Source organism: Pandoraea sp. PE-S2T-3 (assembly GCF_002179965.1).
GTDB lineage: Bacteria > Pseudomonadota > Gammaproteobacteria > Burkholderiales > Burkholderiaceae > Pandoraea.
The window spans coordinates 1-13,430 of the sequence record NZ_NGUQ01000011.1; the positions used below are offsets into that span (position 1 = coordinate 1).

At 63.9% G+C, this 13,430-nt stretch carries 9 protein-coding genes and 1 riboswitch; of the genes, 5 read left to right on the forward strand and 4 right to left on the reverse strand.

From position 1 onward, the window contains the following. Positions 1-276: 276 nt before the first annotated feature. From CDV46_RS07355 to CDV46_RS07365, 3 genes are all read left to right on the forward strand, one after another. Positions 277-1,701, forward strand: coding sequence for an NCS2 family permease (locus CDV46_RS07355; protein ID WP_249277391.1), 1,425 nt, complete (start codon positions 277-279; stop codon positions 1,699-1,701). A 19-nt stretch (positions 1,702-1,720) separates the two neighbouring features. Next, on the forward strand, positions 1,721-3,049 hold the full coding sequence (guaD, locus tag CDV46_RS07360; protein ID WP_087722214.1) for a guanine deaminase: 1,329 nt from the start codon (positions 1,721-1,723) through the stop codon (positions 3,047-3,049). A 297-nt stretch (positions 3,050-3,346) separates the two neighbouring features. Next, positions 3,347-3,541, forward strand: a riboswitch (yybP-ykoY riboswitch). A 22-nt stretch (positions 3,542-3,563) separates the two neighbouring features. After that, positions 3,564-4,121 carry a TMEM165/GDT1 family protein gene (locus CDV46_RS07365; protein WP_058377826.1) on the forward strand — a complete coding sequence of 186 codons (558 nt, stop codon included), beginning with the start codon at positions 3,564-3,566 and terminating at the stop codon, positions 4,119-4,121. 129 nt (positions 4,122-4,250) lie between these two features. Here the strand turns inward: CDV46_RS07365 and CDV46_RS07370 are convergent, their stop codons facing one another. Continuing rightward, a complete protein-coding gene (locus CDV46_RS07370) occupies positions 4,251-4,862 on the reverse strand; it encodes a DUF4136 domain-containing protein (RefSeq protein WP_064675049.1) in 612 nt (203 codons plus the stop codon). Positions 4,863-5,074: 212 nt separating this feature from the next. Here CDV46_RS07370 and pepN point away from each other — a divergent pair, with 212 nt between their 5' ends. Further along, the gene (pepN, locus tag CDV46_RS07375; RefSeq protein WP_087722215.1) at positions 5,075-7,786 is read left to right on the forward strand and encodes an aminopeptidase N; all 2,712 of its coding nucleotides are present in this window, start codon (positions 5,075-5,077) and stop codon (positions 7,784-7,786) included. A gap of 129 nt (positions 7,787-7,915) precedes the next feature. Here the strand turns inward: pepN and metE are convergent, their stop codons facing one another. Further along, complete coding sequence (metE, locus tag CDV46_RS07380; protein WP_087722216.1) at positions 7,916-10,219, reverse strand: 5-methyltetrahydropteroyltriglutamate--homocysteine S-methyltransferase; 2,304 nt, start codon at positions 10,217-10,219, stop codon at positions 7,916-7,918. Between the two features lie 128 nt (positions 10,220-10,347). Here metE and CDV46_RS07385 point away from each other — a divergent pair, with 128 nt between their 5' ends. Continuing rightward, on the forward strand, positions 10,348-11,271 hold the full coding sequence (locus CDV46_RS07385; RefSeq protein ID WP_087686687.1) for a LysR family transcriptional regulator: 924 nt from the start codon (positions 10,348-10,350) through the stop codon (positions 11,269-11,271). 11 nt (positions 11,272-11,282) lie between these two features. Here the strand turns inward: CDV46_RS07385 and CDV46_RS07390 are convergent, their stop codons facing one another. Both CDV46_RS07390 and CDV46_RS07395 read right to left on the reverse strand, forming a co-directional pair. Next, entirely contained in the window at positions 11,283-11,876 is a 594-nt protein-coding gene (locus CDV46_RS07390) for a class I SAM-dependent methyltransferase (protein WP_087722217.1), read from the reverse strand. Positions 11,877-11,902: 26 nt separating this feature from the next. Then, positions 11,903-13,327, reverse strand: coding sequence for an MFS transporter (locus tag CDV46_RS07395; protein ID WP_087686685.1), 1,425 nt, complete (start codon positions 13,325-13,327; stop codon positions 11,903-11,905). Positions 13,328-13,430 lie beyond the last annotated feature (103 nt).

Here is a 13,430-nt window from a genome sequence, read left to right on the forward strand (position 1 = left end):
GTTCGCGTTTTTTTTATGGTGATCGGCGCACGGCAATCCTTCAGCCAATACCAACGGTGGGAATGTGAGACACCGTATTGAGAACCAGCGCGATTCCCCGGGAATGTCGGCACGATGTATTAGCCCCGGATGATGTCCGACATTCCGCATAAGGAATATTTTCACCAGACGTGAATGCTATTTTTCGAGCGTGCCCAAATGCGCGCATCCCGGTGCCCCCACACCGGCGACGTCAAAGAGGCACACGACATCTAAGAACATCGGAGACAACACCCCATGGACTCATCGCTCAGCCCCCCGGCAGGCAGCGCCGCGCCCGAAGCGGCACAAGACACCACGCGCGTGGCGGGCGCGCAGCCTGCATCGGCACTCGATCGTTATTTCGGTATCACAGCACTCGGATCGACGTTCCGTACGGAAGTGATAGCGGGTATCACCACCTTCCTCGCGGCGATGTACATCATCGTCGTGAACCCGGCCATTCTGTCGAAGACCGGCATGGCGTTCCCGGCTGCGCTGACGGCCACTGTGCTCATCAGCTTCTTCGGCAGCTGCGCCATGGGCCTGTATGCCCGTAACCCGGTGCTCGTTGCCCCCGGCATGGGCCTCAATGCCCTGTTCGCCTTCACCATGGTGCATGGCGTCGGCATGCCGTGGCAGACCGCGCTGGGCTGCGTGTTCTGGTCGGGCATTCTGTTCGCGCTGCTCGCGGCGCTGAACGTGCGACGCTTCGTCGTCGATGCCATTCCGGCCAATCTGCGCTACGCCATCTCGTGCGGCATCGGCCTGTTCATCACCGTGATCGGGCTGGTCAACGCCAAGCTCGTCGTGAGCGACCCGGTCACCGTCGTGCGTCTCGCGCATCTGTCGCCGCCGACCGTCACTTTCCTGATCGGGCTGGCACTGACCACCGTGCTGGTCGCCCGCCGGGTTAACGGCGCGCTGATGATCGGTATCGTCGTCACCACGCTGATGGCCATTCCGATCGGCCGTTTCTGGGGCGACGGCACCGCGTACTTCCCCAAGGAAATCGCTACCGCCACGCTCGTGAACTTCCACGGCTTCTTCGCGGCGCCCGATTTCTCCGGCATCGGCCAGCTCGACCTGCTGGGTGCGTTGAAAGTCGCGTATCTGCCGTTCATCTTCGTGATGCTGTTCACCGCGTTCTTTGATACCCTCTCGACCTTCATGAGCATTGCCGAAGCCGGTAACATGAAGGATCGCGACGGCAATCCGCGCAACATGCGTCAGGCCATGATCGTCGATTCGTTCTCGGTGCTGATTTCAGGCCCGCTCGGTACGAGCCCGGCCAACGCCTACATCGAGTCGGCCGCGGGCATCGCCCAAGGCGGACGCACGGGTCTCACGGCGGTCGTTTGCGCGTTGATGTTCCTGCCGTTCCTGTTCCTCTCGCCGATGCTCTCGCTGGTGCCCGCCATCGCGACCGCGCCGGCGCTGATTCTGGTCGGCGTGTTCATGATGGAGTCCGTCGCCCGCATCGAATGGCACCGCATGGACGAGGCCATCCCGAGCTTCATCGCGCTCGTGATGATCCCGATTTCGTACTCGATTACCGACGGCATCGCTTACAGCTTCCTCGCTTTCGTCGTGCTCAAGCTGTTCACCGGGCGCGCCAAGGAAATCAAGCCGGCGATGTGGATCGTCGCCGCGCTGGCAGTGCTGCTGCTCACGCAAATGTAACGACATAAGGACCCTGCAAATGTCCACCACGACCCAAGCCTTGCGCGCCGTACGCGCGCAACTGGTCTACTTCACGCACGACCCGGCACGCGCCTACCTCGACGGCACGCCCGGCACGGTGCATCACACCGACGGCATCGTCGCGTATGAAAACGGCCGCATCACCGCCGTGGGCGACTACGCCAAGGTGGCGCCTACGCTCCCCGCCGGCACGCCCATCGACGACCTGCGCGACAAGATCGTCACACCGGGCTTCATCGACACGCACATTCACTATCCGCAGACCGACATGATCGCGTCGCCTGCCCCCGGCCTGCTGCCGTGGCTCGAAAAGTACACGTTCCCGACCGAGCGCCGCTTCGAGAACCCGGAATACGCGGCCGACGTCGCTCAGTTCTTCCTCGATGAACTGCTGCGCGGCGGCACGACCACGGCGCTCGTGTACTGCACGGTGCACCCGGGTTCGGCGGATGCCTTCTTCAAGGCGAGCGATGCGCGCAACCTGCGCATGATTGCCGGCAAGGTGATGATGGATCGCAACTGTCCGGAATTCCTGCGCGATACCGCCGAGAGCGGCGGCCGCGACAGCGAGACGTTGATCCAGCGCTGGCACAACCACGGCCGCCAGATGTACGCCCTGACGCCGCGTTTCGCCCCGACTTCGACCGAAGCCCAGCTCGGCGTGTGCGGCGAACTCGCGCAGCGCTATCAGGACGTGTTCATCCAGAGCCACGTTGCCGAGAACACCGACGAAGTGGAATGGGTGCGCTCGCTGTTCCCGGGCCATCGCAGCTATCTCGACGTGTACGACCACTACAAGCTGCTGCGTCGACGCGCCGTGTACGGCCATTGCATCTGGCTCGACGACCACGACCGCCGCCGCATGTTCGAGACCGGCACCGTCGCGGCACATTGCCCGACGTCGAACCAGTTCCTCGGCAGCGGCCTGTTCGACTTCGCGTCGGCCGAAGCCACGCGCATGCCGGTGACGCTCGCCACCGATGTGGGCGGCGGCTCCACGTTCTCGATGCTGCAAACGATGAACGAAGCGCACAAGGTCGCGCGCTTGTCGGGCTATCACCTCACGGCTGAGCGCATGTTCTATCTGGCCACCGAAGGCGCCGCACACGCGCTCGATCTGCACGGCACGATCGGTACGCTGGCAGTCGGGGCGGAAGCCGACTTCGTGGTGCTCGATCCGAAGGCGACGCCGTTGCTCGCCCGCCGTTCTGCGCTGGCCGAGTCGCTCGAAGAGTTGCTGTTCGCGTTCGCGATGCTCGGCGACGACCGTGCCATTGCCACGACGTATGCCGCCGGCAAGCCGGTGCATCGACGCGCGGCGCACTGACATCGAGGCGCTGATGTTTGCGCATTGAGCCCGTGCATGACGTTGTTGCATTGCTTTCGCGAGGAAACGTACGCCGCCGCCTTGGCGCGGCGCACGTTCCCCCGCGGTCGCCGACCGTGCGCAAGGGGCATGCGGTCGGGGATCTCCTTGGGCGGCTTCGGCCGCCCTTTTTTGCTTTCCGGGCACCGCGACGCCACCGTGCGCATCACGCGGTGAACTCGCACCACCACGCGCGGCAAATTGCCCCACGGTGTGCGCGCCATCACTTGCGTGTCACGAATCCGATGCTATAATCCGCTCCGATTCATTGGGGAGTAGCCGCCCTGTCGTGCACATCGTGTATTGCGAGTAGTGCGTGTACCGGCAGGGGCGTACGTCAACAGACTTGGCCGATTTCGGCTATGGCGTGCGCAGCCGAAGGGCCTGGCGAGACCGATGACGATGCTTCCGCCAACCGGGCCGGGATGCATTGTCATTGGCTCGCATCAACGTGGCCCGGCGGAGAAAAAATAAGGTGTCCCCATTCCTCATCTCGACCGGCGTCGTCGGTCTCGCCGAAATCGGCGACAAAACCCAACTGCTGGCCCTCGTTCTCGCTGCGCGCTTTAAAAAGCCCGTGCCGATCATTCTTGGCATTCTCGTCGCCACACTTGTCAATCACGGCTTCGCCGGTGCGCTGGGCGAATGGCTGTCGACCGCCATCAGCCCGTCGATCATGAAGTGGGCCGTCGTCACGTCGTTCATCGGCATGGCGATCTGGATTCTGATTCCCGACAAGGTCGACGACGAAGACGCCAACACCAAGCGCAAGCTCGGCGTGTTTGCCTCCACCGTGCTGACGTTCTTCATCGCCGAAATGGGCGACAAGACGCAGATCGCCACGGTGATGCTCGCCGCGCGCTATCAGGACTTCTTCGGCGTGGTCGCCGGCACCACGCTCGGCATGATGCTCGCCAACGTGCCCGCCGTGCTGGTCGGCCACAAGTTCTCGGGACGCCTGCCCACGCGCGCCGTCCACGCGGTGGCCGCCGTCATCTTCCTGGTGCTCGGCATCATCACGCTGATGCAGTAACGCAGAAAAACAAAAACGCCGGGCAAGGTGTCGCGCCGCGCTTTCAGCGGCACGACGCCCTGCCCGGCGTTTGCGCAACCTGTCACATGACAGCGCTGCACACGGCCTGCCGTGCTGCGCCCTCACCCATCACTGTCCGACTTTCTGCTCCACGTTGACCGTGCGCCCGCTCGGGAACGGCAACTGCTTGAGCGCCGCATCGATCAGGTACGGCATGGTGGATGCGAGCGACGTGCCCCCATCGCTCGTCTCGGCCGACACGCGATACACCTCCTTGCCGCTCGCCCGGTCGGTAAAGCGCAGTTGCAGCCCCTTGAGCGCATACGGATAGTCACGCTCGATGTAGGCCGGCATCGCGCCGCCATACGGGTAACCGTACCAGCCCCACGGACGTCCCCACGGTCCCCACGGCCCCCGTGCAAACATCGGGTCGTAGGCCGGCTCGGCCACGCGCATCATCTGCTGACTGATGCCATAGCTCATGCCCACCAGATAGTGAGCCGACGACGGGCTTTGCTCGGCGAAACCGTCACCGGCAAGCCGGTTGCGCAGCCACTGCTCGTAGGTCGCGTGCTCCTGATTGTTCTGCTGCTCCGGGGTACGCGTGAGCGCGTAAGTGCGCGGCCCATCAAAGCCCGGCGAGTCGCCAAACGCGGTCACCTGGCTCGTGACCGTGCTGGCACAACCGGCCAGCATGGCGCTGGCAGCGACCAGCGTCGCCATTCCCCATCTTTTCCACATGATTCACTGCTCCAGAGAAATGCCAAGTACGGCAAAGCGCGCCCCTCGCGCCGATTTAAGCATAGGACGGTGCCTCGTGCACCTCCCGAATCTTTGACGGTTCGGCACGCGCAAAATTCTCCAAATTTTTCGACGTTGCACCAAGTGACGAGCCAAAACGCGGCAATCCGTTACAATTTGTGAATCCTTGGCCGTCCGCAAAATCACCGTCCATGCTCAGAACCGATATCGCTGGCCTTATTCAGCGCTCCGACTATACGCCTCCGGCGTACCTGATCGACACCGTCCAACTCGACTTCGACCTCGCTCCCGACGTCACCACCGTGACCAGCCGCCTGCGCGTGCATCGCAACCCGGCAGGCGCGGGGAGCGATCTCGAACTGGTCGGTCAGGGCCTGCAACTGGTGAGCCTCGAAGTCGACGGCAAGCCGTGGAGCGGCTACCGCACCGGCGAAGAGACGCTCACCGTCGAGGCACCGCCCGAAGCGTTCGAACTCACGCTCGTCACGCGTTGTTGCCCGCAGGAGAACACGTCGCTGATGGGCTTGTACGTGTCGGGCGGAAATTTCTTCACCCAATGCGAAGCCGAAGGCTTTCGCAAGATCACCTACTTCCTCGACCGTCCGGATGTGATGGCGACCTACACCGTCACGCTGCGCGCCGATCGCGAAGCGTATCCGGTGCTGCTCGCCAACGGCAACCTGATCGACAAGGGCGATTTGCCTGACGGCCGCCACTTCGCGATCTGGGACGACCCGTTCAAGAAGCCGAGCTACCTGTTCGCGTTGGTCGCAGGCCGTCTGGTGTGCCGCGAAGCGCGCATCGTGGCCGGCGATGGCCGCGAGAAGCTGTTGCAGGTCTGGGTCCAGCCGCAAGACCTCGACAAGACCGAACACGCGATGGACTCGCTCATCAATTCCATCCGCTGGGACGAAACGCGCTTCGGCCGCGTGCTCGATCTCGACCGCTTCATGATCGTCGCCGTGAGCGACTTCAACATGGGCGCGATGGAAAACAAGGGCCTGAACATCTTCAACACGAAGTATGTGCTGGCCGATGCCGCCACCGCGACGGATGACGACTTCGGCAACATCGAAGCCGTGGTCGGCCACGAGTATTTCCATAACTGGACCGGCAACCGCGTGACCTGCCGCGACTGGTTCCAGTTGAGTCTCAAGGAAGGCCTGACGGTGTTCCGCGATCAGGAATTCTCGGCCGATATGATGGGCTCGGACTCGGGCCGCGCGGTCAAGCGCATCGACGACGTGCGCGTGCTGCGTCAAGCGCAGTTCCCCGAGGACGCGGGCCCGATGGCTCACCCCGTGCGCCCCGAGAGCTACGTCGAGATCAACAATTTCTACACCGTCACCGTCTACGAGAAAGGCGCCGAAGTCGTGCGCATGTATCAGACGCTGCTCGGCCGCGACGGCTTCCGCAAGGGCATGGACCTGTACTTCGAGCGTCACGACGGTCAAGCCGTGACGTGCGACGACTTCCGCGCCGCGATGGCCGATGCCAATCAGCGCGACCTGACGCAATTCGGCCGCTGGTACAGCCAGGCCGGGACGCCACGCGTGACGGTTGACGCCACTTACGACGAAGCCGCACGCACCTATACGCTCACGCTCACGCAACGCTGTCCGAAGGTCGGTGTCGAATTGCACGACAGCGGGCTCGTCAAACAGCCGTTCCATATTCCGTTTGCCGTGGGCCTGCTCGATCGCGACGGCCGCGACATGGCGCTGCGTTTGGCCGGTGAACCGGCGGATGCCCCCGCCGCCACCACGCGCGTGCTCGACTTCACGCAGGAGCGTCAGAGCTTCACGTTCGTGGACGTGGATCACACGCCGATGCCCTCGTTGCTGCGCGGTTTCTCTGCGCCGGTCATCGTGGAGCACGAATACACCATCGACGAACTTGCGTTCCTGATGGCGCACGACAGCGATCCGTTCAACCGCTGGGAAGCGGGCCAACGCCTCGCCACGCGTCAGTTGCTGGCACTGGTCGAATCGATTCAGATGGGCCAGTTGCCGAGCGTGGACAGCTACGTGCTCGAAGCTTTCCGTCAGGTGCTGCGCGACGAAACGCTCGACCCGGCCTTCCGCGCGCAGGCCCTCACGCTGCCGGCCGAGTCGTACCTCGGCGAGCAGATGAGCGAGATCGACCCCGCCGCGATTCATGCGGCGCGTCAGTATCTGCGTCAGCGTCTGGCCGCCTCGCTGCATACCGAGTGGCTGGCTGCGTATCACAACCACCGCGTGCCGGGTGCCTATCGCCCGGATGCCGCATCGGCTGGCGAACGCGCGCTGAAGAACCTCGCGCTGTCGTATCTGATGGAGCTGTCGGACGCTGGCGTGGCGCAAACCGCCCGCACGCAGTACGACACTGCCGACAACATGACGGACCGCTTCGCCGCCCTCACGGCACTCGTGCAACGTGGCGGTGCCGCGCGTGACGGCGATGCGGCGCATGGACAGAATCACGCCGCCGAGGCGCTCGACGACTTCTACCAGCGCTTTGAACACGAAGCGCTGGCCATCGACAAATGGTTTGCCTTGCAGGCCATGCAACGCGGTGACGGCAGTCACTGTGTGATCGATGCGGTGCGCGCGCTGATGCGCCACCCGGCGTTCACGATCAAGAACCCGAACCGCGCGCGCTCGTTGATTTTCAGCTTCTGTAGCGGCAACCCGGCGCAGTTCCACGCGGCCGACGGCTCGGGCTATCAGTACTGGGCGGAACAAGTGCTGTCGCTCGACGCCCTGAACCCGCAAGTCGCTGCACGCCTCGCACGCGTACTCGACCGCTGGCGCAAGTACACGCCGACGCTGCGCGACCGTATGCGCGACGCGTTGCAACAAGTCGCGGACCACAAAGCACTGTCGAAAGACGTGCGCGAAATCGTGGAGAAGGCGCTGGCCTGAACGGCTGGGCAGTCACGCTGATGGGGTGACGCAGCAAAGAAAAAGGCGATGCGAGAAATACGCATCGCCTTTTTTCATGACCGGGGCCTTTGAGCCGAATCAACCAAATCAGCCAAATCAGCCGACGAATCAGGCCGCCTGTGCCGTTGCCGTCAGCCCCAACCGTTCCCGCACCGCTTTTGCCGCCGCCACGAGATTCGTCAATGCGCCGTCGAGTTGCGCCCAGTCACGCGTCTTCAGACCGCAGTCCGGATTGACCCACAACCGCTCGGCCGGAATACGCGCGAGGGCAGCTTCGATCAGGCGCTCCACCTCCGCCTGCGATGGCACGCGCGGCGAGTGATTGTCGTACACGCCCGGGCCGATCTCGTTCGGGTACTCGAACGCTTCGAAGGCACCCAGCAGCTCCATCGCCGAGCGCGCCGCTTCAATCGAGATCACGTCGGCATCGAGCGCGGCAATCGACGGGAGAATGTCCTGAAATTCCGAATAGCACATGTGCGTGTGAATCTGCGTGTCATCTGCCACGCCCGACGAGCACACACGGAACGCCCGCACAGCCCACGCCAGATACGCCGGCCAGTCGTTCGCATGCAGCGGCAGCCCTTCGCGCAGCGCCGGCTCGTCGATCTGAATCACGCGCACACCGGCCTTTTCCAGCGCCGCCACTTCTTCGCGCAACGCCAGCGCGATCTGCAAAGCCGTCAGTTCGCGCGACTGATCATCGCGAACGAACGACCATTGCAGTATCGTCACCGGGCCGGTCAGCATGCCCTTGACGGGCTTGTCGGTCAGCTTCTGCGCATAGGCGCTCCACGTCACCGTCATCGGCTCGGGCAGATACACATCGCCGTAGATCACCGGCGGCTTCACGCATCGCGAGCCGTAGCTCTGCACCCAGCCGTGTTCGGTGATCACGAAACCCCAGAGCAGATCGCCGAAATACTCGACCATGTCGTTGCGCTCGGCTTCGCCATGCGTCAGCACATCGAGGCCGTAGGCTTCCTGCTTTTCAATCGCCAGACGAATCTGCGCGCGCATCGTTTCCAGATAATCCAGATGCGTCATCGCGCGGCGCTTGAAGTCGGCGCGGGCACTGCGAATGGCGGGCGTCTGCGGGAACGACCCGATCGTTGTCGTCGGCAACACCGGTAGCTTGAGCCATGCCTGTTGCGCCTCGGCACGCACCGGATAGGCCGAGGAACGGCGCGCGTCGGCATCGGTCAGCGCCGCCAGCCGCTTTTGCACCACGCTGTTGTGAATTCGCGGCGAGGTGCGGCGCTCTGCCTGAGCCGTGCCATCAGCGACAAACGCGGCACGCACATCGGCCGACGCAAACTCGCCAGGGTCGAGCGAACGGCGCAGCAACGCGACTTCGCCCAGCTTCTGCACGGCGAACGCCAACCACTTGCGGACTTCCTTATCCAGACCCACTTCGCTCGCCAGATCGACCGGGCAGTGCATGAGCGAGCAGCTCGACGCCACCCACAAGCGCTCGCCCAGTTGCTCGGCGAGCGGCATCAGCATTGCCCGTGCGCGCGCCAGATCGCAGCGCCAGACATTGCGGCCATCGACGACGCCTGCCGACAGCACTTTGTCTGCCGGCCAGCACGCGGCGAATGCGGCCAGTTGTTGCGGGGCGCGCACGCCATCGAGATGCACGCCAGCCACGGGCAACGACGCGAGCAGCGCCGCATGCTCGCTAACGTCGCCGAAGTAGGTCGTGAGCAGCAGCGACGGCGCCACGTCGGCGAGTTCGGCATAGGCAGGTGCGAACGCATCGCGCCAGCGCACCGGCAAGTCGAGCGCGAAAATCGGCTCGTCGATCTGCACCCACGTCACCCCCTGCGCCTTCAGGCGCGAGAGCACCCGCACGTATTGCGTGATCAGGTCAGGCAGCAGCGTCAGACGATCCTCCAGCCCGCCCTTCTCTTTGCCTAGGAACAGCAGCGAGAGCGGGCCGAGCAACACCGGCTTGACGTTGGTGCCCTCGATCAGCGCCTCGGCCACTTCTTCGAACAGCCAGTCGACGCCCTTGCCGAAGCGCGTCTGCGGCGAATACTCGGGCACGAGGTAGTGGTAGTTCGTATCGAACCACTTCGTCATTTCCATCGCGCTGTGTTGCGCGTTGCCGCGCGCGGCGGTGAAGTAGTCGGTCAGCGTGAGCGCCTCGGGCTTGGCACCGAAACGCCCTGGCAGACCGCCGACGAGCGCCAGCGTGGAGAGCACCTGGTCGTACCAATGGAAGTCGCCGACGGTAATCCAGTCGAGACCGGCGGCACGCTGGGCAGCGCGGTTGGCCGCGCGAACACTGCGCCCGGTGGCCTGCAACGCCATGATCTCCATGTCGCCGCGCCAAAACGCCTCCTGAGCGAATTTGAGTTCACGTTGCGCGCCAATGCGCGGCAGTCCGAGTACGTGGGCTTGGGCCATGAGCGTTGTCTTCCCGATTGCTGATGTTGTGCGAAACGGGCGGGTAAGCCCCGCCCAGAATGGCAGTATCCCGGGCGCTCATGTATTATTCAAACGAAAGTTTTTGCCGATTAACATTAATTTCATTCATGCAGCGAACTCCCATCGAACTTCGGCACCTCCAGACGCTGCTGGCGTTGCGCGATACCGGCAGTGTGTCGCGCGCGGCGCTGTGGCTGCATCTGACGCAATCGGCGCTCTCGCATCAGATCAAGGCATTGGAAGACTTCTACGGGCTGCCGTTGTTCGTGCGCAAGTCATCCCCGCTGGTCTTTACGCCAGCCGGCAAGCGCTTGTTGGCGTTGGCAGAACAGGTGGTGCCTGCCGTCGACGAGGCCGGGCGCGATCTCACACGGCTCGCACAGGGCACGCAGGGCACGCTGCGCATCGCGGTGGAGTGCCACACCTGCTTCGACTGGCTGATGCCCGCCATGGACGCGTTTCGCGTGCGCTGGCCGGAAGTCGAACTGGATATCGTGTCGGGCTTTCATGCCGACCCGATTGGTCTGCTGCATCAGGACCGTGCCGATCTGGCGATCATCTCGGAGCATGAGGAGGGCGAAGCGGTGGATTTCCACCCGCTGTTCCGCTTCCAGATGATGGCGTTGATGGCCAACGATCACCCGCTGGCCGCGAAGACGCACCTCGATGCAGAGGACTTTCGCGACGAGACGCTGATCACCTACCCGGTGCCGGACGACATGCTCGACATCGTGCGTCAGGTGCTGCGCCCGGCGGGCATCGAGCCCACGCGCCGTACCACCGAGCTGACGGTGGCGATTCTGCAATTGGTGGCGAGCCGGCGCGGGCTGGCGGCCCTGCCGTTGTGGGCCGTCACCGCCTATCTGGAACGGCGCTATGTGAGCGCACGGCCGATCACGCCGAAGGGGCTGACGTCGGAGTTGTGGGCGGCGACGCTACCGGCGATTACGGCGCGTCCGTATATTGGGGAATTCGTCTCGCTGATGCGCGAGACGAGCCTGCTCTCGTTGCCCGAAATCGAACTGCTGTAGCGAGAGCGATGTCAGGCGGGCCGGCGCACGATCAGGCGGCAGACGCGCTTGCCCGAGCTCGCGCTCGTCACGTCTTCTTCATGCAGCACGACGCCCTCGTGAAACGCCGCACGCACGACATCCGGTGCAAACGCGCTATAGAGGCGACCGTCTTCATGACGCTGGTCCGTGCCCTCGGTCACGCGCCACGACACGTAGAGCACGCCACCGGGGCGCACCAGCGTCCAGAGCCGGTCGGCCGCAGCAGGCACGTCGGCCGCGTTCAAATGCATGAGCACCGTCTCACAGACCACGTTGTCGAAGGTCTCCGTCACGTTCTCGAGTTGCGGCAGCTTGCCCACATGGAACGATACCCACGGAAACGTCTTGCGCGCGAGTTCGACCAGCGCGGGCGAGTTGTCGTAACCCACTACGTCGAATCCCGCCTGCGCCAGCCACGCCGCATCGCGGCCATTGCCGCAGCCCACATCGACGGTGCGGCCGCCCGGCACGAAGTGCCGCACCAGCAGCGCATACATATCGTCCGGCGGCGGCTGGTTGAGCCAGTCGTCGCTGTAACGCACGGCATTGGCCTCGTAGGCCGCTTCGGTTTGCAGATCCGCCATGATCTCGTCCTCCAGTCTCTGCCTTTTTACTGCGAAATCTTCTCCAGCGCCACGTCACGCGTGCGCGGTCCCATCAGGCCGATCGACAGCATGACCACGAGCATCGCCAGCGAGATGAACACGAACACGCCGGTCACGCCGAAATTGCGCAACACCGACGCGATCAGGAACGCCGTGAAGATGGCCGAGAAACGGCTCCACGAGTACACGAAACCGACCGCGCGGGCGCGAATGCCCGTGGGGAACAGTTCCGTCTGATAAGCGTGATAGCTGTACGACATGATGTTGTTGGCGAGCGTGAGACCGATGCCCATTGCGATCAGCAGGAACGACGACGTCACCTGCGAGAACACCAGCCCGCACACGATGCCGATACCGGCGGTCCACACGATGGCGTGCTTGCGCTCGACCTTGTCAGCCATCCACAGGCCGATCAGCGGTCCGATGGGCGCGGCCAGCGCAATCACGCTCGAATAGCCGAGGCTCGTGGTCACGGTGACGCCTTGCTTGATGAGCAGCGTCGGCACCCAGTTGGCGAAACCGTAGAAGCCCACCGTCTGGAAGATGTTGAACAGAATCATCATGATGGCGCGCTTGCGGTACGGCGGCACCCACATGTCGCGGAACGCCCCCTTGGGCACGACCGGCTCAGGCACGCCGGGCGGCGGCAGCGGCTTGCCGTACTCGGCGGCAACCTTCGCTTCGAGCGCACTCAGCACGCGATCGGCTTCCTCCAGACGCCCTTTCTGCGCCAGCCAGCGCGGGCTCTCGGGCAATGCGCGGCGAATCCACCAGACGAACACGGCACCGTGCGCACCGATGAGCACCACCCAGCGCCAGCCCTCCAGACCGAGGAATTCGCGCGGCACGAGCCAGTAAGCGAGAAACGCCACGACCGGCACAGCGGTGAAGCCCACCGCCTGTTCGCATGCGAACGCGCGCCCGCGAATCTGCTTGGGCACCAACTCGGCGATGTACGTGCCGATGGTGACCAGCTCGACGCCGATGCCGAGCCCGACGATAAAGCGCCAGAAGTTCACGCCCGTGGACGTCTCCTGAAACGCCATGATGACGTTGGCGACCGTGTACCAGAGCAGTGAACCGGTGAAGACCGCCCGCCGTCCGAAACGGTCCGCGAGGAAGCCGCAGGCGATGGTGCCGATGAACAGGCCCGAGAACAATGCGGCGATGAAACTCGCAACGCCGGTGGTGCCGAACAAGCCCGGCGTGGTCGGCGTCAGGATGCCGCTCTTGACCAGCCCCGGCGCGATATAGCCGGTGTAGAGCAGATCGTAGAGTTCGAAGAAGAACCCGAGACTCAGCAACACCACCAGTTTCCACACGGTGCGCGTGGGCGGCAGGCGATCGAGGCGGGCGGAAATCTCACCGGCAGTGAGCGTTGAGGCCGCGCGCGCAGGGGCGGCGGCAGAGGTGGCAGGCGAGGAAGGCATCGAAACTTGGGGGGATGGCATGAAAGTCGTCTCCGGGCCTGTCCGGTCATGGCCGAACAGCTTTTTGTCGACGCATCGCCCAGTGGCATCCCATGCAAATCAC